General features: G+C 71.1%; 18 protein-coding genes. 8 read left to right on the top strand and 10 right to left on the bottom strand.

From position 1 onward, the window contains the following. Positions 1–143: 143 nt before the first annotated feature. The 3 genes from ABT170_RS03375 (at position 144) to ABT170_RS03365 (ending at position 2711) form a co-directional block, all read left to right on the top strand. Positions 144–989, top strand: a complete 846-nt coding sequence (locus ABT170_RS03375) for a carbohydrate ABC transporter permease (RefSeq protein ID WP_329946067.1) — start codon at positions 144–146, stop codon at positions 987–989. Next, positions 989–1816 carry a carbohydrate ABC transporter permease gene (locus ABT170_RS03370; protein WP_329945970.1) on the top strand — a complete coding sequence of 276 codons (828 nt, stop codon included), beginning with the start codon at positions 989–991 and terminating at the stop codon, positions 1814–1816. The genes ABT170_RS03375 and ABT170_RS03370 overlap by 1 nt, the downstream gene beginning before the upstream one ends. 253 nt (positions 1817–2069) lie before the next feature. Beyond that, positions 2070–2711, top strand: coding sequence for an XRE family transcriptional regulator (locus tag ABT170_RS03365; RefSeq protein WP_351863705.1), 642 nt, complete (start codon positions 2070–2072; stop codon positions 2709–2711). Between the two features lie 95 nt (positions 2712–2806). Here the strand turns inward: ABT170_RS03365 and ABT170_RS03360 are convergent, their stop codons facing one another. Both ABT170_RS03360 and ABT170_RS03355 read right to left on the bottom strand, forming a co-directional pair. Next, positions 2807–3892 (bottom strand): helix-turn-helix domain-containing protein, encoded by a 1086-nt coding sequence (locus ABT170_RS03360; protein WP_351863703.1) that lies wholly within the window; start codon positions 3890–3892, stop codon positions 2807–2809. 241 nt (positions 3893–4133) lie between these two features. Further along, complete coding sequence (locus ABT170_RS03355) at positions 4134–5159, bottom strand: ATP-dependent 6-phosphofructokinase (protein ID WP_329945973.1); 1026 nt, start codon at positions 5157–5159, stop codon at positions 4134–4136. Between the two features lie 367 nt (positions 5160–5526). Here ABT170_RS03355 and pta point away from each other — a divergent pair, with 367 nt between their 5' ends. From pta to pyk, 3 genes are all read left to right on the top strand, one after another. Beyond that, a complete protein-coding gene (gene pta / locus ABT170_RS03350) occupies positions 5527–7599 on the top strand; it encodes a phosphate acetyltransferase (RefSeq protein ID WP_329945974.1) in 2073 nt (690 codons plus the stop codon). Between the two features lie 5 nt (positions 7600–7604). Continuing rightward, positions 7605–8879, top strand: a complete 1275-nt coding sequence (locus ABT170_RS03345) for an acetate kinase (protein ID WP_351863700.1) — start codon at positions 7605–7607, stop codon at positions 8877–8879. A gap of 74 nt (positions 8880–8953) precedes the next feature. Continuing rightward, complete coding sequence (pyk, locus tag ABT170_RS03340; protein ID WP_329945976.1) at positions 8954–10384, top strand: pyruvate kinase; 1431 nt, start codon at positions 8954–8956, stop codon at positions 10382–10384. Between the two features lie 96 nt (positions 10385–10480). Here pyk and ABT170_RS03335 read toward each other — a convergent pair whose 3' ends face one another. From ABT170_RS03335 to ABT170_RS03320, 4 genes are all read right to left on the bottom strand, one after another. Next, entirely contained in the window at positions 10481–11764 is a 1284-nt protein-coding gene (locus ABT170_RS03335) for a prolipoprotein diacylglyceryl transferase (RefSeq protein ID WP_351863698.1), read from the bottom strand. Further along, positions 11754–12311 carry a DUF6114 domain-containing protein gene (locus tag ABT170_RS03330; RefSeq protein WP_329945978.1) on the bottom strand — a complete coding sequence of 186 codons (558 nt, stop codon included), beginning with the start codon at positions 12309–12311 and terminating at the stop codon, positions 11754–11756. Before ABT170_RS03330 ends, ABT170_RS03335 begins: the two co-directional genes overlap by 11 nt. A 94-nt stretch (positions 12312–12405) precedes the next feature. Continuing rightward, positions 12406–13059 (bottom strand): DUF6230 family protein, encoded by a 654-nt coding sequence (locus ABT170_RS03325; RefSeq protein ID WP_329945979.1) that lies wholly within the window; start codon positions 13057–13059, stop codon positions 12406–12408. Between the two features lie 598 nt (positions 13060–13657). Further along, positions 13658–14632: a tetratricopeptide repeat protein gene (locus tag ABT170_RS03320; RefSeq protein WP_329945980.1), complete on the bottom strand. Its 975-nt coding sequence runs from the start codon at positions 14630–14632 to the stop codon at positions 13658–13660. Between the two features lie 378 nt (positions 14633–15010). Here ABT170_RS03320 and ABT170_RS03315 point away from each other — a divergent pair, with 378 nt between their 5' ends. Further along, complete coding sequence (locus ABT170_RS03315) at positions 15011–15640, top strand: TetR/AcrR family transcriptional regulator (protein ID WP_329945981.1); 630 nt, start codon at positions 15011–15013, stop codon at positions 15638–15640. 78 nt (positions 15641–15718) lie between these two features. Here ABT170_RS03315 and icmA read toward each other — a convergent pair whose 3' ends face one another. The 4 genes from icmA to ABT170_RS03295 all read right to left on the bottom strand — a co-directional run bounded on the left by icmA (position 15719) and on the right by ABT170_RS03295 (position 19965). Continuing rightward, positions 15719–17419, bottom strand: a complete 1701-nt coding sequence (icmA, locus tag ABT170_RS03310; protein WP_329945982.1) for a coenzyme B12-dependent isobutyryl-CoA mutase large subunit — start codon at positions 17417–17419, stop codon at positions 15719–15721. A gap of 117 nt (positions 17420–17536) precedes the next feature. Beyond that, positions 17537–17869 (bottom strand): DUF3817 domain-containing protein, encoded by a 333-nt coding sequence (locus tag ABT170_RS03305; RefSeq protein WP_266923954.1) that lies wholly within the window; start codon positions 17867–17869, stop codon positions 17537–17539. A 64-nt stretch (positions 17870–17933) separates the two neighbouring features. Continuing rightward, complete coding sequence (locus ABT170_RS03300) at positions 17934–18443, bottom strand: MarR family winged helix-turn-helix transcriptional regulator (protein ID WP_329945983.1); 510 nt, start codon at positions 18441–18443, stop codon at positions 17934–17936. Positions 18444–18453: 10 nt separating this feature from the next. Then, positions 18454–19965, bottom strand: coding sequence for an MFS transporter (locus tag ABT170_RS03295; protein ID WP_351863693.1), 1512 nt, complete (start codon positions 19963–19965; stop codon positions 18454–18456). Positions 19966–20038: 73 nt separating this feature from the next. Here ABT170_RS03295 and ABT170_RS03290 point away from each other — a divergent pair, with 73 nt between their 5' ends. Continuing rightward, positions 20039–21022: an ArsR/SmtB family transcription factor gene (locus ABT170_RS03290; protein ID WP_329945985.1), complete on the top strand. Its 984-nt coding sequence runs from the start codon at positions 20039–20041 to the stop codon at positions 21020–21022. Positions 21023–21107: the final 85 nt, after the last annotated feature.

Below are 21107 nucleotides of genomic sequence, written 5' to 3'. Positions count from 1 at the left end.
CCGGGCCGGGCGACGGGGCGCGCGGCGGGACGGTCGGCACGGCGGGCGGCGGGACGGACTGCGGGGCGGGCGACGGCGCTGCGGACGGCGCGGGCCCTCGGCGGGGGCGGCCGGGCGCGGAAGGCACCGGCGGACACCGGCGGGTGGTGCGGTGGCTGCCCCTCGCCCCCGCCACGGTACTGCTGCTGCTCTTCCTCGCCGGGCCGATCGGCTACTGCGTGGGGATCGCGTTCACCGACACCCAGCTCACCGGTGCGTCCGGCTCCTCCTTCGTCGGCTTCGACAACTTCCGCCGGGCGTTCGCCGACGACGACTTCCGTAACGCCGTCCTGCTCACCCTCGTCTTCACCTTCCTGTCCTCGATCGTCGGCCAGAACACGCTGGGCCTGGCGCTGGCGGGACTGATGCGGGCCGCGTCCCGTCCCGTCCGTACGGTGACGGGGGCGCTCGTCATCGCGTCCTGGGTGCTGCCGGAGATCGTGGCGGCGTTCCTGCTGTACGCGTTCTTCCGCCGCGAGGGCACTCTGAACATGGTCCTGGGCTGGCTCCATCTGCCGTCCCAGAACTGGCTGTTCACGCTGCCCATCCTGGCCGTGTCCTTCGCGAACGTGTGGCGCGGCACGGCGTTCTCGATGCTGATCTACTCGGCGGCGCTCTCCGAGATCCCGCAGGAGATCAGGGAGGCCGCCGCGGTCGACGGGGCGAGCGGGCCGCGCCGGCTGTGGCATGTCACGCTGCCGATGATCCGCCGTTCCATCGGCACCAATCTGATGCTGAACACCCTCTCCACGCTCTCCGTCTTCGGGCTGATCTGGGCCATGACCAGGGGCGGACCGGGCAATCGCAGCCAGACCCTCCCGGTGTTCATGTACGACCAGGCGTTCGTCAACAGCCTGATCGGTTACGGGACGGCGGTCGCCCTGCTGCTGCTCCTGGTCGGGGCGCTGTTCTCCGTCGTCTATCTGCGGCTGATGAGGGTGGAGGTGTGATGACGGCCCGCCGCACCCGGGCCCGGCTCGCGGCCGACGGGGCGTTGCTGCTGGTGGGCGCGTCGTTCGCGCTGCCGCTGCTGTGGCTGGTGTTCGCCTCGCTGGACAGCGGGGCGAACCTGCGGGTGAGACCCCCGAAATCGCCGACGACGGCCAACTTCGAGGCGGTGCTCACCGACGAGATCACCTTCACACCGATGCTCAACAGCCTGCTGCTGTGCGGCGGGGCGACCCTGCTGACGGTGGTGTGCGCGGTGCTCGCTGCGTATCCGCTCTCCCGCCACCGCTCCCGCTTCAACCGGCCGTTCCTGCTGACCGTCCTGTTCACGACGTGTCTGCCGATCACCGCGGTCATGGTCCCGGTGTACGGGCTCTTCGTCCAGGTGGACCTGATCGACACGACGCACGGCACGGCGCTGTTCCTCGCCACCTCCCAACTGCCGTTCGCCATCTGGCTGATGAAGAACTTCATGGACGGCGTGCCGAGGGTCCTGGAGGAGGCGGCCTGGACCGACGGGGCATCCGTGCCCCAGGCGCTGTGGCGGGTGGTGCTGCCGCTGATGGGGCCGGGCGTGGGGGTGGTGACGATCTACACCTTCATCATGCTCTGGGGGAACTTCTTCGTCCCCTTCATGCTGCTGCTCTCTCCCGACCAGTTGCCCGCGTCCGTCTCGATCTTCACGTTCTTCGGCAACCACGGCTCGGTGATCTACGGGCAGCTGGCGGCGTTCTCGATCCTGTACTCCACCCCCGTACTGCTCCTGTACCTCCTGATCTCGCGCAGACTGGGCGGCGGGTTCGCACTGGGCGGCGCGGTCAAGGGGTGAGGAGGGACAGCTGGGGTGTCGGGGTCTGCCCGGATGCCAGGGCCTGCCCGGGTGCCGGGCCTGCTCAAAATGGGGGCGGCCGGGGGTTCAGGGGGCTCGAACAGGCCCGATTCGCCCTAGGAGGTTCCTACGAAGCACGTTCTGGGCGGAACGTACCGTAGCCAGGCCCGTTCCCGACTTCTACGGTGGGGCCGTGCACCCCACCCCGCCTTTCAGCTCCCCCGCCGCGCGCCGACTCCGCGAGGCTCTGGGGATGGCACCCGGTCATGTCGCCTACGGTCTCGCCGCGCAGTACGGGCTCCGCGTCAGCGCCGAGACGGTGATCGCCTGGGAGCGCGGGGAGGCGACACCGACCGAGCGGGAACTCACGGCGCTCGCCGGGGTGCTGTGGTGCGCACCGGGCGAACTGCTGGCCGCGGCCTCCACCTTGCGGGAACACCGGATGACCCGGGACCTCTCGGTGGACGACCTGTCCCGGCGGCTCGGGATGACCACGTCGGCGTATCTGCGGATGGAGGAGTCGGGCCGCTGGCGGGGCAACGAGCGGCAGTCCGCCGCGCTGCGCGAGGTGCTGGGCCTGTCGGCGGCGCAGTTCCTGACGGCGGCGGGCCGGGACGAGGAGCTGGCGGCGCTGCTGCGCAGCGCTCTGACGACGCGCTGGCAGGCGTATGTGCGCCCCGTGTCCAAGCTCGTCCCGCTGGACCGGCGCCTGGTCCAGGACGTGCTGGAGCAGTTGCACGCCGACTACCAGTCGCTGATGGTGTCGACGCTGAGCTGGAGCAGTACCGGTGAGGAACGGTCGGGAGCCACGGGGGACGCGGGGCGTGCGTTCCTGGCGCGGGTCGTCGACCAGTTCTGGCGGACGGCGGGCGTGCGGCGCCACTCCGGACTCTGATCAGGGCCCCGGGGTCCCCGGGGGGGGGCTGCGCCCCGGCCCCCGATCGGCGGCCCCGGCCCCCGACCGACGCCCCCCGGCCGCCGGCCGTCCGGTCAGGCCGGGTCGAAGGAGAACAGCAGCCCGTCGTTGCGCCCCTCGCAGCTCAGCTGCACCGCCTGGGCGCCCCGGTCCTCGACCGCGTCGTCGATCCCCGCGCAGAGACCGGTGTGCGTGGGGCGCAGACGGTAGCCGCGTACGGGTTCGCCGACGGGTTCCACCCAGAACGCCTCCGCCTCCCCGCGTTTGCCGCACTCCTGGTCCTGCAGCGCGGCGCCGATCTCCGTCCCACCGTCCCAGACGCCGGTGCAGCCGGACCCGTAGTCGGGGTGATCGGTCTCCAGCCGCCAGACGCTGTCGCCCATCGGCCGCAGGGCGAACCCGGGGACGGCCGCCGAGGCGCACGGCACCTGGTAGAGACGGCCACTGCTGTTGTCGCGCTCGGCGAGGCAGAGCCCGGAGTGCACGGCCCGGATCTTCACCGGCCCCGGTGCCGGTGCGCTGAGCGGCGGCGTCCTCTCCCCGTCCTTGACGAGAAGGACGACGGTCACCGTCGCGGCGGCGAGCACCGCGACGCCGGCGGTGGCCACGAGGGCCGTCCGTCTCCGGCGCCGACGGCGATCGGCGGGGACGGGTTCGGGTGCGGGTTCGGATGTGGGGACGGATGTGGGTACGGATGCGCCCGGCTCGGGCGGGGCCTCCGCATCCACAGGGCGGCCCGGCGCGTCCGAGGCGCCCGCGGGTTCCGTCGCGCGCCAGGAGTCCGGCGCCCCCGCACGCTCCGGCACGCCCGCATGTTCCGCCGCGCCCGCACGCTCCGGCGCACCCCCTGCGGCCTCCGGGGCGAAGGGCGCCCCCGGCACCATGATCTCCTTGCGTGCCGCGAGCCAGCGTTCGGCCTCCCCGGGGCCGCAGCCGCAGGCGCGGACGAAGGCGGCGAGCAGCTCCTCCCTGGGCACCGTCGCACGGCTCAGCATGTTGGCGATCGTGGAGCGGGGCAGGACGTCGCCGACCGCCTCCGCGCGGTCGGCCAGCTCCCGGAAGGTCAGTCCCGACGCGTCCTTCAGCGCGCGAAGCAGCGCCACGAACTCGGCCGGGCCCCGCGCTCCCCGTGGATCCGGAATCCTGCCCTCGACGACCATGCCCTGCGTCCTCTCCCCTGCACCGGTCCGCGCCGAAGCCACCGGACCTCATCTGACCTGGCTCTCGGACAGAGTTGGGACATGTCCGGGACAAGTCCAAGCCTTGTTGATCCGGGTCGTGGGCTCAAGAGTGGATTGCGGCACATACCGGCGGGGGAACGGTGAGCGGCCCTGACCGTCCACGGGGGGACGGTCAGGGCCGCTGGTGGCGCCCCGGGCCGGAACACGGGCGCGGAAACGGTCAGAAGACCGACTCGGCCTCGTACATCCGGTCCGCGGGCACCGTCTTCAGCCGGGTGACCGCGTCGGCGAGCGGCACCATCTCGATCGCGTTTCCACGCAAGGCCGTCATCCGGCCGAATTCGCCGCGGTGCGCGGCCTCGACCGCGTTCCAGCCGAACCGGGTCGCGAGCACCCGGTCGTACGCGGTCGGCGTGCCGCCGCGCTGGACATGGCCGAGAATGACCGGTCGGGCCTCCTTGCCGAGCCGGGACTCCAGCTCGACGGCGAGCCGGTTGCCGATGCCCTGGAAACGCTCGTGCCCGTACTGGTCGATCTCGCCCTTGGCGTACGGCATGGAGCCTTCGGCCGGGTGCGCGCCCTCGGCGACGCAGATGACGGCGAACTTCTTGCCGCGGGCGAAGCGTTCCTCGACCATCTTGACGAGATCGTCGACCTGGAACGGCCGCTCGGGCAGGCAGATGCCGTGCGCACCGCCCGCCATTCCGGACTCCAGCGCGATCCAGCCCGCGTGCCGGCCCATCACCTCGACGACCATGACCCGCTGGTGCGATTCGGCGGTGGTCTTGAGCCGGTCTATGGCCTCGGTGGCGACGCCCACCGCGGTGTCGAAGCCGAAGGTGCGGTCGGTGGCGGAGATGTCGTTGTCGATGGTCTTCGGTACGCCGACGACCGGCATGCCCGCGTCGGACAGCATCCGGGCAGCGGTGAGCGTGCCCTCGCCGCCGATCGGGATGAGCGCGTCGATGCCGTAACGGCGGCTCAGCTCGTCGCAGTTCTCGGCGGCTTCGCGCAGCCGGTCGCGCTCCAGCCGGGCCGATCCGAGGATGGTGCCGCCGCGCGCCAGGATGCCGCTGACCGCGTTGAGGTCGAGCGGGCGGAAGTGGCCGTCGAGCAGGCCCTTGAACCCGTCCTCGAATCCGATGACTTCGTCGCCGTGACCCACGACGGCGCGGTGCACGACCGACCGGATCACTGCGTTCAGGCCTGGGCAGTCGCCGCCTGCGGTGAGAATTCCGATGCGCATCGTGCTGTGTCTCCTGCTCGCTAGTGCCGCGCTGTTCGGGGGCCAGCCGATGAATCCCCCGTACCGTGAGCCGTGACGATTGTCCCACGCCGGGCCCGGACCCCGCGCTTTCGGCTACTCCAGCGGGCGCTCGACGGGACAACCGGGGGCGAAGGACCGGGGCGGCCGGGGCCGGACGTCCCGCCGCCCCGGGACCTTGTGTCCGGAGGGCTCGGGACCTCGGACCCGTCCTTCGGGCACCCCTCGGCCCGGACCCCGGTCCGGGCCCCGAGAATGGGTCACTCCGGCGGGCGGCGTAGTCGTCCGCGCAGGTATCGTCAAGAGGCAATGCCAGCCAAATCTGCCCAATAAGGACGGGAGAGCACGCGTGGCGCGCAGCGTGTACGTGACCGGGATCGACCGGGGAGACGGCCGTCAGGTCGTCGAGCTGGGAGTCATGGAGCTTCTGACGCGTCAGGTGGACCGGGTCGGGGTCTTCCGCCCGCTGGTCCATGACGGCCCCGACCGGCTCTTCGAGCTGCTGCGGGCCCGCTACCGGCTCTCCCAGAGCCCCGCCGACGTCTATGGCCTGGACTACCACGAGGCCTCGGCGATCCAGGCGGAACAGGGTACCGACGAACTGGTCTCCCGGCTCGTCGACGGCTTCCACCGGGTGGCCCGGGAGTACGAGGTGGTGCTGGTCCTCGGAAGCGACTTCGCCGCCACCCAGCTGCCCGACGAACTGGCGCTCAACGCCCGTCTGGCCAACGAGTTCGGCGCCTCGGTGATCGCGGTGGTCGGGGGCAAGGGGCAGACCGCGGAGTCCGTACGGTCCGAGACCCGCAACGCCTACCGCGCGTACGCCGGGCTCGGCTGCGACGTCCTGTCGATGGTGGTGAACCGGGTCGCGTCCGAGGACCGCGAGATCATCGCCGAACGGCTCGCGGCCCGGCTGCCCGTCCCGGTCTCGGTGCTCCCGGACGATCCGGCGCTCTCGGCGCCCACCGTCGCCCAGATCTCCGCCGCGCTGGACGGCACGGTGCTGCTCGGCGACGACGCGGGCCTGGCCAGGGACGCGCTGGACTTCGTCTTCGGCGGCGCGATGCTGCCGAACCTGCTGAACGCGCTGACCCCGGGATGCCTGGTCGTCACCCCCGGGGACCGGGCGGACCTGGTGGTGGGCTCGCTGGCCGCGCACAGCGCGGGCACCCCGCCCATCGCGGGTGTACTGCTGACCCTGGACGAGCATCCCGGCGAGGAGATACTCACGCTGGCCGCACGGCTGGCACCGGGCACCCCGGTCGTCTCGGTGGCCGACGGCTCCTTCCCGACGGCCGGGAAACTCTTCGCGCTGGAAGGGAAGTTGAACGCGGCCACGCCCCGGAAGGCGGAGACCGCGCTCGGCCTCTTCGAACGCCATGTGGACACCGCCGGGCTCCTGGACCGGATCTCGGTGGCCCGCAGCGGCCGGGTGACACCGATGATGTTCGAGCACGAACTGCTGGAGCAGGCCCGCGCGGACCGGCGCCGGGTGGTGCTGCCCGAGGGCACCGAGGAGCGCGTACTGCGCGCCACCGATGTGCTGCTGCGCCGCGACGTCTGCGAGCTGACCCTCCTCGGCGATGTCGACGTGATCCGCAAGAAGGCCGCGGACCTCGGCATCGATCTCGCCGGGACACAGCTCATCGACCCGCAGACCTCGGAACTGCGCCAGAGCTTCGCGGAACGGTACGCGGCGCTGCGCGCGCACCGCGGGGTGACGGTGGAGCTGGCGTACGACGTCGTCGCCGACGTGAACTACTTCGGCACCCTGATGGTCCAGGAGGGCCTGGCCGACGGGATGGTCTCCGGTTCGGTGCACTCCACCGCGGCGACGATCCGCCCGGCCTTCGAGATCATCAAGACCAAGCCGGACGCCTCGATCGTCTCCTCCGTCTTCTTCATGTGCCTGGCGGACAAGGTGCTCGTGTACGGCGACTGCGCGGTCAATCCGGACCCCGACGCGGAGCAGCTCGCGGACATCGCCGTGCAGTCGGCGGCGACCGCCGCCCGGTTCGGGGTGACGCCGCGGATCGCGATGCTGTCGTACTCGACGGGCACCTCGGGCTCCGGCGCGGACGTCGACAAGGTGCGGGAGGCGACGGAGCGGGTACGGGCGTCCCGGCCGGACCTGAGCGTCGAGGGCCCGATCCAGTACGACGCGGCGGTCGAGCCGTCCGTGGCGGCGACGAAGATGCCCGGCTCCGAGGTGGCGGGCCAGGCGACCGTACTGATCTTCCCGGACCTGAACACCGGCAACAACACCTACAAGGCCGTGCAGCGCTCGGCGGGCGCGGTGGCCGTCGGCCCGGTGCTCCAGGGCCTGCGCAAGCCGGTCAACGACCTGTCGCGCGGCGCGCTCGTCCAGGACATCGTCAACACGGTGGCCATCACGGCGATCCAGGCGCAGGCCGAGGAGTGAACGCCATGTCCCGTACGACCACCCCCACCGACGAAGGTCCGGCCCCTGTGGAACCCCATCGCGTACTCGTCCTCAACTCCGGCTCCTCGTCGGTGAAGTACCAGCTCCTCGACATGCGCGACCACTCCCGGCTCGCGGTCGGCCTGGTCGAGCGCATCGGCGAGGACAGCTCCCGCCTGGTGCACACCCCGCTCGGCGGCGGCGGCGCGGAGCCCCGCGAGCGCACCGGCCGGATCCCCGACCACGAGGCGGCCCTGAAGGCGGCGGCCGAGGAGCTGGCGGCGGACGGACTCGGCCTCGACTCCCCCGAACTCGCGGCGATCGGCCACCGGGTGGTGCACGGCGGGCTGAGGTTCACCGAGCCGACGGTGATCACCGATGAGGTGCTCACCGAGATCGAGCGGCTGGTGCCGGTGGCCCCGCTGCACAACCCGGCGAACATCACCGGCATCCGTACGGCGCGGGCGCTGCGCCCGGACCTGCCGCAGGTGGCGGTCTTCGACACGGCGTTCCACACGACGATGCCGGAGCACGCGGCGCGGTACGCGATCGATGTGGAGACCGCCGACGCGCACCGCATCCGCCGCTACGGCTTCCACGGCACGTCGCACGCGTATGTCTCACGCAGGGCGGCGGAGCTGCTGGGCCGCCCGCCGGAGGACCTCAACCTCATCGTGCTGCACCTGGGCAACGGCGCCTCGGCCTCCGCGGTGGCGGGCGGGCGCTGCGTGGAGACCTCCATGGGGCTGACCCCCTTGGAGGGGCTGGTGATGGGTACGCGTTCCGGGGACATCGATCCAGCCGTCACCTTCCACCTCAAGCGGGTGGCGGGCATGTCGGCGGACGACATCGATGTGCTGCTCAACAAGAGGAGCGGTCTGGTCGGGCTGTGCGGCGACAACGACATGCGGGAGATCCGCCGCCGGGTCGACGAGGGCGACGAACGGGCAGCGCTGGCCTTCGACATCTACATCCACCGTCTGAAGAAGTACATCGGCGCCTATACGGCCGTCCTCGGCCGGGTGGACGCGGTGGTGTTCACGGCGGGGGTCGGGGAGAACTCGGCGCCCGTACGGGAGGCCGCCATCGCCCCCCTCGCGGAGCTCGGCATGGCGGTGGACGCCGGTCTGAACGCCGTACGGTCCGCCGAACCCCGGCTGATCTCGCCGGACTACGCACGGGTGGCGGTCGCCGTGGTGCCGACGGACGAGGAGCTGGAGATCGCCGACCAGACCTTCGCCCTCATCGGAGCGAACGGCGTCGGACAGGTCGACAACTGAGCACCCCCGCGCCCCTTTGTATCTTCCACCAGACGGAATATTCCGCAGCGAAACAAACCGATAGGATCCGCCTCATGCGCCGTTCCAAAATCGTCTGCACCCTCGGTCCCGCCGTCGACTCCCATGAGCAGCTCGTCGCTCTGATCGAGGCCGGCATGAGCGTGGCCCGTTTCAACTTCAGCCACGGCACCCATGAAGAGCACCGGGGCCGTTACGACCGGGTCCGCAAGGCGGCCGCCGAGACCGGCCGCGCGGTGGGCGTGCTCGCCGACCTCCAGGGCCCGAAGATCCGCCTGGCGAAGTTCGCCGAGGGTCCCGTGGAGCTGGTCCGCGGGGACGAGTTCGTCATCACCTCCGAGGACGTCCCCGGCGACAAGTCGATCTGCGGCACGACCTACAAGGGCCTGCCCGGCGACGTCGCCAAGGGCGACCCGATCCTGATCAACGACGGCAACGTCGAGCTCAAGGTGGTCGCGGTCGAGGGCCCCCGGGTCCGGACCATCGTCATCGAGGGCGGTGTCATCTCCGACCACAAGGGCATCAACCTGCCCGGCGCGGCGGTGAACGTCCCGGCCCTGTCCGAGAAGGACGTCGAGGACCTGCGCTTCGCCCTGCGGATGGGCTGCGACCTGGTGGCGCTCTCCTTCGTGCGGGACGCCGAGGACGTCAAGGACGTCCACAAGGTGATGGACGAGGAGGGCCGCCGGGTCCCCGTCATCGCCAAGGTGGAGAAGCCGCAGGCCGTCGAGCACATGGAGGGCGTCGTCATGGCGTTCGACGGTGTGATGGTGGCCCGCGGTGACCTGGCCGTCGAGTATCCGCTCGAAAAGGTCCCGATGGTGCAGAAGCGCCTCGTCGAGCTGTGCCGCCGCAACGCCAAGCCGGTGATCGTGGCGACCCAGATGATGGAGTCGATGATCACCAACTCGCGGCCGACCCGCGCCGAGGCGTCCGATGTCGCCAACGCCATCCTGGACGGCGCGGACGCGGTCATGCTCTCCGCGGAGTCGTCCGTCGGCGCGTACCCCATCGAGACCGTGAAGACGATGTCGAAGATCGTCGTCGCCGCCGAGGAGGAGCTGCTGTCCAAGGGCCTCCAGCCGCTGGTCCCGGGCAAGAAGCCCCGTACCCAGGGCGGTTCGGTGGCCCGTGCGGCCTGCGAGATCGCGGACTTCCTGGACGGCAAGGCCCTGGTCGCCTTCACCAAGTCCGGTGACACGGCCCGCCGTCTCTCGCGCTACCGCGTCGCGCAGCCGATCCTGGCCTTCACCACGGACGAGTCCACCCGCAACCAGCTCTCGCTGAGCTGGGGCGTCGAGGCCCATGTCGTGCCGCACGTGGACAACACCGACGCCATGGTCGAGCTGGTCGACGCGGAGATGCTGAAGCTGAACCGCTACAACGACGGCGACACGATGGTCATCACGGCCGGCTCGCCCCCCGGCATCCCCGGCACCACCAACATGGTCCGGGTCCACCACCTGGGCGGCGGCGAGCGCGACTGATCCCTGTCCGCGTGACAGCAGGCTGTGGCCCGCACCCCGTCGTCCAGGGGTGCGGGCCACAGCCGTCGTACGGCTCCCGTACGGGCCGAAGAGCGGTCAGCCGTTGCCGCCGGTGTAGAAGTTCTCCAGCCCCGGCACCGTGAGCGAGCCGCCGAACTGGCCGGCCTGGACCACCTTCACCTTGGTGAAGAAGGCGAAGGGCACGTTCAGCGGCGGCGGGGTCTGCGGGTTGAAGGTGATCGGGATGAGGCCGAAGAGATTGCCCTTCAGCTCCTCCGTGTACATCGTCACCGTGCCGTCGCGGATCGTCGACGTGGACCCCGGACGTGACTTCACATGGCCCGTGGTGCCGGGCACCGGGCCGGTCGTCAGCTGGTGGAGGTCCTTGATGTCGATCGAGCTCGCGGTGAACTTCAGCACCTTCTTGATGCTGCCGTCCGCCTTCCGCACCTCGACGATGCCCTTGTAGTCGAGGCCGTTGAGTGTGAGGAGCGACGATTCCAGGATCCACGGGTCGGTCGGGAGCAGCGGCAGGCCCTGCTCCAGGTCGGCCGCGGCGAGCGCGTCGGGGTCGGCGGTGGGACACGGGAAGCGCGGCTTGGCGCCGTCCGGAATGTCCTCGTCCTTCTTGGGGTCGAGTCCCTTGACGTCCTCGTCGAGTTCCTCGACGTCCTTGCCCGCCCGGTCCGCCGCGTCGCGGATGGCGTCCGCGGTCCTGTCGGCCGTGCCCTTCGCCCCGTCCTTCACCTGGTCCCCGGCCTGGTCGGCGGGTTCTCCGGTGGCGGACTCCGACGGCTTCGGGGCCGCGGTGGTGGCGCTCGGGGACGGGCTCGCCGTCTCCTCGTCCGGGCCGTCGAAGAGGTCCCGGAGGGCGTCGCCGACACCGAGCGGGTCGAGCGGGTTCTTCGACGTGGTGGGCGTCGGTGCCGGGGTGGCGGTCGCGGCGGACTTCTCCTTCGCCGTGTCGCCCGCCGGACTCGCGCCCGTCGGGGAACCGGCCGAGGGCTTCGGCGACGTGGTGCCGTCCCCGCCCGGCTCCTCGCCCTTGCCCGCCTCGCCCTTGCCCGCCTCGTCCGTGGCCGACGGCGACGGTGTGGCCTTCGGCGACTCGGACTCGCTCGGCTCGTCGGACCGGGTCACGCACGGGCCGGGGGCGAACGGGATGTCCGTGTGGTCGTCGGCCAGTGCCAGCTTGGGCGTCAGGCCCATGCCGACGAAGACCGCCGTGGGCATCGCGGCGAGCGCGAACGCCTTCTTGCCGCTGGGCATGTGCAGCTTGGTCAGCAGCGACTTCTTGGGGGCCGCGTGACGCGGTCCTCTTCGCTCGCGGAGTTCCTCGCCCGTGGCGGAGTCGATCCGCTGTCCGTCGTCACCCCGCATGATGCCTCCCGCCATCGGCCTCGGCCGATGTGTCGTACCCGCCCTGCTGCTGGGGAACGGCCGCGCCGTGGAAGGCTTCCTCCTGCCGCCGCGCCTCGAACGCCCCACTCGCGGCGGCGTCCTCGCCGTCTTCGGCCCCGTCCTTCGCCGGCTCGCCCGGAGCCCAGGAGATGGACAGCGCTCCGCCCAGCAGGGAGAAGAGGAAACCGATCAGGAATCCGCCGATGTTGGCGACCGGTATGGAGATCAGCGCCAGCAGGATCGCGGCGACGCCGGCGAACACCCGGACGATGTGGTGGAACCACATCGTCATGCCCAGCGTGATCAGCAGGATCCCGATGATGAGGGATCCGGCGCCGGCGGTGGTGGACATGGCCAGCGTCATATTGCCGAGGTGCATGTTGGCGTACGGGAAGTAGGCGATGGGTACACCGCCCACCATGGTGAACAGACCCGCCCAGAACGGCCGGTTACCCCGCCAGGTACGGAATCCCCGCCGGAAGACGGTGAGGTAGTGCTCGTTCTGCCCTGTGGACTCGGGGCTCATGGAAAACAGCTCCCTGGAACCGGTACTGCTGTGAGAAGAGAAAGGGTGGGCGGCCGGAGGCCCGCAGGGAGCGTTCCGGCCACCCGGGCGAGTGCTAGAAGCACTCCTTGACGCCCTTGTGCAGCTTCAGGCTCAGGTTGCTGAGCTTGAAGGTGCCGGCCGTGGTCGCCCAGGCCGTCTGCTCGACACCGGTCAGGACAGCCTTGTCGGCCCGCTGCGAGAAGCCGTTGAGGTTGGCCTGAGTACCGGGCTGGATGCCGATGCTCTCCGGGTTGTTCGGGTCCTTGAGCGAACCCGCCGCCACCCCGATGTCGATCTTCTCGAAGTACGCGTCCGCGTCGAGCTGCGAGATGTCGAGATACAGGTTGGTCGCCTTGACCGGCTTCTTCGGGTTCGTACCGGCGTTCAGCTCCAGGCTGACGCTGCCGAGACCGAAGGGCAGGTTCGGCGTGACCACCGACTGGCACATGTTGGTGATCGTGGCCTTGCTGAAGCCCGACACCGCGACGGGGTGAGCCGCCGCCTTGCCCTCAAGGTCCTTGCCGACAGCGACGCTGCCGTACTGGACGAAGTTCTCACCGACGAGCCTGTCCGTACTGACCTTGAAGCTCTGGCCGGACACGCTGAACGACGCGGCGAGCGCGCCCTGCGCGAGACCGACACCCACAGCCGCGGTCGCGACGACGCTCGGCACCATGACCAGAGCGAAACGCTTCCATCTCGTCCCACCACGAACCTGGGAACTCATAAATTTCCTCCTTCTCGGACGTACATCTCCGGATGAGCATCGTGCCCGTCCTGGGATGGGAGAAGTGCTACGTCCTCGGGAAGGAGAGCGCCCGCACCGGAGGCGCGTACCGCATCCGATTCACCGGCGATCACCCCCGAGCGACAACCACTGGCCGCGCGTTCTGCGCGACCGGTCGGACAGGCCCTGCCGTCAGCAGGAACCCCCCTGTCCGCGGCCGGCGTCACAGCCGCCGGCCGACCCGGTGGGGACCCAACAGGCCCTCCGGCACCGGCTGGAGACCGGGACGCAGGTATTGGACCGAGCGTGGCCGATCGTGGTGCATTCGCGCCCGGGGCACAAGGGGGTTCGTTACTCGCTAGTAACGGCCCGATAACCGAGGCGCGACCCATGGCCATCGCGCGGCCACACAGGGTGTCACGAAAGGGGCGAATGAATGGTGGGAATCGGGTACTGAACCGGACAGAACACTGAGTCCGATTTACTGCGAGTAACAGCACGTACTTTTATCAAGATTTGGTAAAGCGGAGGCGTCTCTTATCGTCCGGGAGCGAAAAAGGCCGCGGTACCCGTCGGGTACCGCGGCCGTGTTGTCACATCAGAACAAGACCCGCGCCAGCGCGGTCCGTGCGGTGCTGACCCGCGGGTCCTCGGGGCCGATCACCTCGAAGAGCTCCAGCAGCCGCACCCGCGCCGCGTCCCGGTCGTCACCGGTGTTCCGGCGGACCGCCTCGACGAGTCGGCCGAAGGCGTCCTCCACATGGCCGCCGACCAGATCCAGGTCCGCGGCGGCGATCTGGGCCGCCACGTCGGACGGGTCGTCCGCGGCGTCCTTGCGCACCTGCTGCGGGTCCATGTTCTGGACGCGGGCCAGCAGTTCGGCCTGCGCGAGGCCGAGCTTGGCCTCCGGGTTGCCCGGGTCGTCGACGAGGACGTTCTTGTACGCCTGGACCGCGCCGCCGAAGTCATTGGCGTCCAGCGCCTGCGCGGCGGCCTCCAGCAGTGCGTCGTACGGCCCGACGGGCGCCTCGGCCGGCTCCCCCTCGCCGGCCTCGGCGGCGTTCGGGTCGACGGGGATCCCGGTGAGGCCGAACCGCTCCTCGCCGACCTGGATCAGCTGGTCAAGCGTCTCGCGGATCTGGGCCTCGGGGGCCGCGCCCTGGAAGAGCGGGAGGGCCTGCCCGGCGACCACGGCGAAGACCGCGGGGATGCCCTGGATTCCGAACTGCTGCATCAGCATCTGGTTGGCGTCGACGTCGACCTTGGCCAGCAGGAAGCGGCCGTTGTACTCGACGGCCAGGCGCTCCAGGAGCGGACCCAGCTGCTTGCACGGCTCGCACCACTCGGCCCAGAAGTCGATGACGACCGGGACCTCGGCCGAACGCTGGAGGACATCGCGCTCGAAGCCGGCCTCATCGACATCGATCACCAGGGCCGCGGGCGCCACCGCGCCGGTGCCTCCCTTGCGGGCGGCCTCCGCGCGGGCCTGCTCCGCCTTCACCTTGGCCTCGCCGGCCGCCTTGACAGCGGCGAGGTCGACGACGCCGCTCATGGACATGTTCCTAGGCTGCATACGTACATCCTCCCCCCTGAGCACACCGTTCCGGAAAGCGATACGTGAACCGGTCCGCTCGGCCGCCCCGGCCGGAGTGCGGGGCGGGCGGACGGACGCGGTGCCCGGGGCCCAGAGAAGACCCCGGTCGGGCCTTGTCGGGCCCGGTGGGTCCCTGAAGACCCGGTGGGCCCCTGAAAGGCCCGGTGCGGCGGCCGGGTCCCCACCCGGCGCCTGTGGCTGTCGCTCGTTCGTGGCGCGCGGACGGCGGGACCGCCTTCCTTACGCTACGACCCGTAGCGTAACTGTCAGGTGCCCCTCCCGGACAGGAGGTACCGGTGATCTGTCTCACGGGTACCGGGCCCGGCCCCTTTCCCTACTCACCGGTATGGTCGCCGCATGCTGAGCCACGGCGACCCCGAACCCCCACGAACAGGACGCCCGCGCAGTACCGCGGCCGACGCCGCGATCCTTGAGGCGACACGGGAGTCCCTGGTCGACCTCGGCTGGTCGAAACTGACGATGGGTGATGTGGCGAGCCGTGCGGGGGTCGCCAAGACGACTCTCTACCGGCGCTGGGCGGGCAAGAACGAACTGGTCGTGGACGCGGTGGCGGTCCTCTTCGACGAACTGGAACTCCCCGACCGGGGCAGCCTCGCGGCCGATGTGCGGGGCGTGGTGCTCCAGTTCGCGGCGCTGCTGGAGCGGCCCGAGACCAGGACCGCGCTGATGGCGGTGGTCGCCGAGTCCACCCGGGACGAGCTGCTGCGCGAGCGCATCAGATCGGCGATCGTCGACCGGCAGAAGCGGCTCGTGATCCTCGGGCGGGAACGGGCCCAGGCCCGCGGCGAGCTGAGGTACGAGAACGACGCCGCCTCCGCCGCCCGTAACGCGGACCTCATCTTCGACGTGATCGCGGGCGCCGTGGTGCACCGGACGCTGGTGAGCGCCGAACCGGTGGACGCCGAGTGGGCGGACAGCTTCACCTCTCTGCTGCTGCTGGGACTGGCCGGGGCCCAGACCTGTTAGCGGCCGGCCGGGCCCGGTGACGCGTACGGGGGCGGAACCGGACGACCCGGCCCCGCCCCCGTACGGCCGCAGGCGGCCTCAGAAGCCCGGCGGCTCCGTGTAGGTTCCCCACTCCTCGCGCAGGACCCCGCAGATCTCCCCGAGCGTCGCCTCGGCCCGTACGGCGTCCAGCATGGGCGCGATCATGTTCGAGCCGTCGCGGGCGGCGGCCAGCATCGCGTCCAGCGCGGCGCCCACCTTCGCGTCGTCGCGGGCTCCCTTGCGTCCGCCGAGCTGGCGCACCTGCTCGCGCTCGACCTCGTGGCTGACACGGAGGATCTCCAGGTCGCCGGTGACCGAGCCGTGGTGGACGTTGACGCCGACGACCCGCTTGTCGCCCTTCTCCAGCGACTGCTGGTACTGGAAGGCGGACTCGGCGATCTCCCCGGTGAACCAGCCGTCCTCGATGCCGCGCAGGATGCCGGAGGTGATCGGCCCGATCGGGTGCCGGCCGTCCGGGTGGGCCCGGGTGCCGCGCTCCTTGATCTGGTCGAAGATCTTCTCGGCGTCGGCCTCGATCCGGTCGGTGAGCTGCTCGACGTACCAGGAACCGCCCAGCGGGTCGGCGACATTGGCGACGCCGGTCTCCTCCATCAGCACCTGCTGGGTGCGCAGGGCGATCTCGGCCGCCTGCTCGGAGGGGAGGGCGAGGGTCTCGTCGAGGGCGTTGGTGTGCAGCGAGTTGGTGCCGCCGAGGACGGCGGAGAGCGCCTCGACGGCGGTACGCACCACGTTGTTGTACGGCTGCTGGGCGGTGAGGGAGACCCCGGCGGTCTGGGTGTGGAAGCGCAGCCACTGCGCCTTGTCGGTCTTGGCGCCGTACGTCTCCTTCATCCAGCGGGCCCAGATCCGGCGCGCGGCACGGAACTTGGCGATCTCCTCGAAGAAGTCGAGGTGCGCGTCGAAGAAGAAGGAGAGCCCGGGGGCGAAGGTGTCGACGTCGAGCCCGCGCGAGAGGCCGAGCTCCACGTATCCGAAGCCGTCGGCCAGGGTGTACGCCAGCTCCTGCGCGGCCGTCGCCCCGGCCTCGCGGATGTGGTAGCCGGAGACGGAGAGCGGCTTGTAGGCGGGGATGTCGCGGGCGCAGTGCTCCATCAGGTCGCCGATGAGGCGCAGATGGGGCTCGGGCTGGAAGAGCCACTCCTTCTGCGCGATGTACTCCTTGAAGATGTCGGTCTGGAGCGTGCCGTTGAGCACACCCGGGTCGACACCCTGGCGCTCGGCGGCGACCAGGTACATGCAGAAGACGGGGACGGCGGGGCCGCTGATCGTCATCGAGGTGGTGACATCGCCGAGCGGGATGTCCTTGAAGAGGACCTCCATGTCGGCGGCGGAGTCGATGGCGACGCCGCAGTGCCCGACCTCGCCGAGCGCGCGGGGGTCGTCGGAGTCGCGGCCCATGAGCGTCGGCATGTCGAAGGCGACGCTGAGTCCGCCGCCGCCGTTGGCCAGGATCGTCTTGTAGCGCTCATTGGTCTGCTCGGCGTTGCCGAAGCCGGCGAACTGGCGGATGGTCCAGGTACGGCCCCGGTAGCCGGTGGGGTGGAGCCCCCGGGTGAAGGGGTACTCGCCGGGCCAGCCGATCCGCTCGAATCCCTCGTACGTGTCACCGGGGCGGGGCCCGTACACGGGCTCCACCGGGTCCCCGGACAGCGTGGTGAAGTCCGCGTCGCGCTTGCGGGCCTTGTCGTAACGGGCCTGCCAGCGGCGGCGGCCTTCCTCGATCGCGTCAGCGTCCATACCTCGAATTTACTAGGACGTCCTAGTAAATGTCGATGGCAAACCGCCCGGCGCTTTCGCGCGGGGCGGTTCGGGGTGGTGCGGGTGGCGCGGTCAGGCGCCGGTGACGGGCGCCGGTCAGGCCTTCGCGGTCACCGGGGAGCTGTCCGTGATCAGCGGCTCGACCTCGCGGACGACGTTGCGTTCCACGAAGAACGCCGCCGTCGGGATCGTGCCGGAGATCAGCACCCAGAGCAGTTTCCCGACCGGCCACTTCGCCTTGGAGCCGAGATCGAAGGCGAAGATCAGGTAGATGATGTAGAGCACGCCATGGATCTGCGAGACCACGAGGGTGACGCCCTCACCGGTGTCGAATCCGTACTTGAAGACCATGCACAGGCAGAGGATCAACAACATGACGGCGGTGACGTATGCCATCACCCGATAGCGGGTCAGCACGCTGCGTTTCATGGCATCGAGCGTAGCCGGACCGCCGGGGCGATCTTGCAGCGCCCCGTCCCGCGGCGCGCGTGGACTAGTGCTCCTCGAAATCGTGCGCGGCCACCCGCAGGGGGCGCAGCATGGCGAAGATCTCGGCGCACTCCTCGGAGTCGTAGGCCCCGAGTCCGAAGTCCATCGCCACCAGGTCCCGGGTGGCCTTCTCGACCACCTCACGGCCCTTGGCGGTGATGGAGGCGAGGGTGCCCCGCCCGTCGTTCGGGTTGGGGCGCTTGCCGACCAGCCCGGACCTCACCAGCCGGTCGACGGTGTTGGTCACGGAGGTGGGGTGCACCATCAGCCGCTCGCCGATCTTGGACATCGGCAGTTCGCCCGCCTTGGAGAAGGTGAGCAGCACCAGCGCCTCGTACCGGGCGAAGGTCAGCCCGTACGGCTTGACGACCGCGTCGACCTCGGCGAGCAGGATCTGCTGGGCCCGCATGATCGAGGTGATCGCCCCCATCGCGGGCATGGGTCCCCAGCGTTGGTGCCAGAGCTCTTCGGCACGGGCGATGGGATCGAAGGGAAGGCTGAGCGGCTTCGGCACGGCACCGACCTTACCGACTGGTCATATGCCGGTCAGCAGTGTCTCGCACTTCGGTACCGGGGTCCGCCGCGGGGGCTGTGCCGCGGACCTCGGCGACCAGCAGGAGCGTGCACACGGTCCCGATGACCCCGGCCCCGGTCACCACCTGGTGCACGGGGAAGAACTCGGCTGCCAGCCCGGCCAGCGCCATGCCGACGCCCTGGCCCGTCATCAGCCCGGCGGTGAGCAGGGTCATGGCCCGGCCGCGCAGTTCCGGCGGGACGGCGTCGACGAACCACTGGTCGAGCCCGATGATGTACGCCGAGCCCGCCCCGGCCAGCGCGAGGGCCACCACGGTCAGGGGCATGCCGGGGCGGACCGCGTACACGAGCAGCGGGAGCAGCCCGGCCGCGGCGACCGGCAGCACGATCCTGGACCGGGTACGGGGGCCGAGCGCGGTGCCCGCGTACAGCTCGGCCCCGATGTGTCCGACCGCCATCGCGCACATCATCAGCCCGAGGGCGGCCGGCCCCGCGCCGATCGCGTCCGCGTACGGGGCGGCGAGGGCCTCCGGGGCGACGACGAAGAGGGCGGGCACCCAGAAGAGCAGCATCAGCGCCCGGATCCTGCGGTCGCCGAGCACGGTACGGGCCCCGGCCAGCGACTCCTTGAGCAGCGCGCCGCCCCCGCCGCTGCGGGCGGGGCGGGCGCGGGTGCCGAGGCGGAGCAGCAGCGCCGAGCAGAGGAACGTACCGACGGTGATCGTGATCGCCCCGCGCGGGGACACCACGGCGAGCAGGAGCCCGCCCGCGCCGAAGCCGACGAGGGCCGCGCTCTGCGAGACGATCCGCAGCAGCGAGCGGCCCAGCACGAAGAGGTCCCCGTCGCCGAGGACGTCGGTGAGGGCGGCCATCCGGGTCCCGGTGAAGACGGGCGCCACCGCGGCGACCAGGCAGCGCAGGGCCAGCAGTCCCGCCACGGGGGTGCCGGGCAGGACCATCACGGCGACGCAGGCGGCGCAGATCAGGTCACAGGTGACGAGGACTCGGCGGGCCGGGTAGCGGTCGGCGACCCCGGCGAAGAGGGTGCCGCCCACGAGGTACGGGAGAAAGCCGAGCGCGAAGGTGAGGGCGCTGAGCAGGGGCGAGCCGGTGAGGCTGTAGACGAGGACGGTGAGGGCCAGTTCGCTGACCGTGACGCCGAGGAGCGAGAGGAGGTGGGCGGCGAAGACGGCCCGGAACTCCCGCACGGCGAACACGGACCGGTAGCCGCGTCCGGGTGCGGGGGCGGTGGGGCCGGTGTCCGTGCGGCTGGCGTCGGTGGGGCCGGTGTCCGTGGGGCCGGTGTCCGTGGGGCCGGTGTTTGTGCAGCTGGTGTTTGTGCAGCCGGTGGCGGCGGGGACCGGGCCGGGGGCCTCCCGGAGCGGCGCCGCGGGGCCCGGGTCGGGGTGGGCGGCGCGCTCCGGGGGCGTAGCCGGGGGCGGTACCTCGGGGGCGGACTGGTCGCGGGGTGTGCCCGCCGGGGTGTCGGTATCGCTCGGCATGGGGCGAGCCTGTCCCGGCGGCGGCGACCGCCGGTAGACTTTCGGCTGACACCGAATCTTCGCGAGGCCCGGTATGCCCTTCCACCTGCACTTCGACGAGGCGGATCTGGGGCGCTGCCGCTTCGCGCTCTCGCCGCTGTGGGAGACCCAGGAGGCCGTGCGCACCCTGGACCGCGCCTACCGCCACGGCTACCACCTGCCCTGGCTGCGGCGGATCCGCGACGAGGCCGCGGCACTGGACCTCTCGCCGCTCTGGCAGCTCATGCCGGACGGCGGTCACAACCCGGACTTCATCTGCCCGCCCCCGCTCGGCCCCCTCGCCACGTTCGAGGAGGAGATCGCCGGGGTCCGGTCGGTCGACCCGGAGGTCGCGCGGGCGGACATGGCGCTGGCGCTGGCGGACCGGCCCGGCGGCCCGGCCTCGGCCGCCGGACAGCGGATGCTGGCCGATCCCGCGCGGACCGTGCGGGAGCTGGCCGATCTGCTGGAGCGGGCGTGGCGCACCCTGGTCGAGCCGCACTGGCCGCGGCTGCGCGCCCTGCTGGAGGCCGATATCGCCTACCACTCGCGGCGTCTGGCGGAGGTCGGCTTCGAGCGGCTGCTGGGCGAGTTGAGTCCGCAGCTGCGGTGGACGAAGTCCACCCTCACCATCGTCGGGACCCGGGGGAACCACTCCCGGGTCCTCGGCGGGCAGGGACTCGTCCTGATGCCGAGCGCCTTCGTCTGGCCGGAGGTGGTCGGGGGGTACGAGGAGCCCTGGCTGCCGGCGGTGATCTATCCGGCGCGCGGGATCGGCGGGCTGTGGAGCGAGGCCGGTGACCGGACGCCCGACTCCCTCACCCGGCTGCTCGGCCGCGCGCGGGCCGAGGTGCTGTGCGCGCTGGACGAGCCGGCCGGGACGACCGCGCTGGCCCACCGCCTCGCCCTGGCCCCCTCCTCCGTATCGGCGCATCTGTCGGTGCTGCGCGGGGCGGGGCTGCTGGTCTCACGGCGGTACGGGCATCAGGTGCTCTACGAGCGCACCCCGCTCGGGATCGCGCTGGCGGCGTCGCCCTGAGCGGGGGTCAGTGAGCGGGTGAGCGGCTCGCGGGGGGGGGCGTGCCGGTGACCGAGTGACGCGCGAAAGCCCCCGGCCGTGTGGC

Origin of the sequence: Streptomyces sp. NPDC001787 (assembly GCF_040297465.1) — a bacterium.
Classification (GTDB): Bacteria; Actinomycetota; Actinomycetes; order Streptomycetales; family Streptomycetaceae; genus Streptomyces.
The sequence above is the reverse complement of the archived record's forward strand: the minus strand, read 5'-3'. Positions and strand labels throughout refer to the sequence as shown.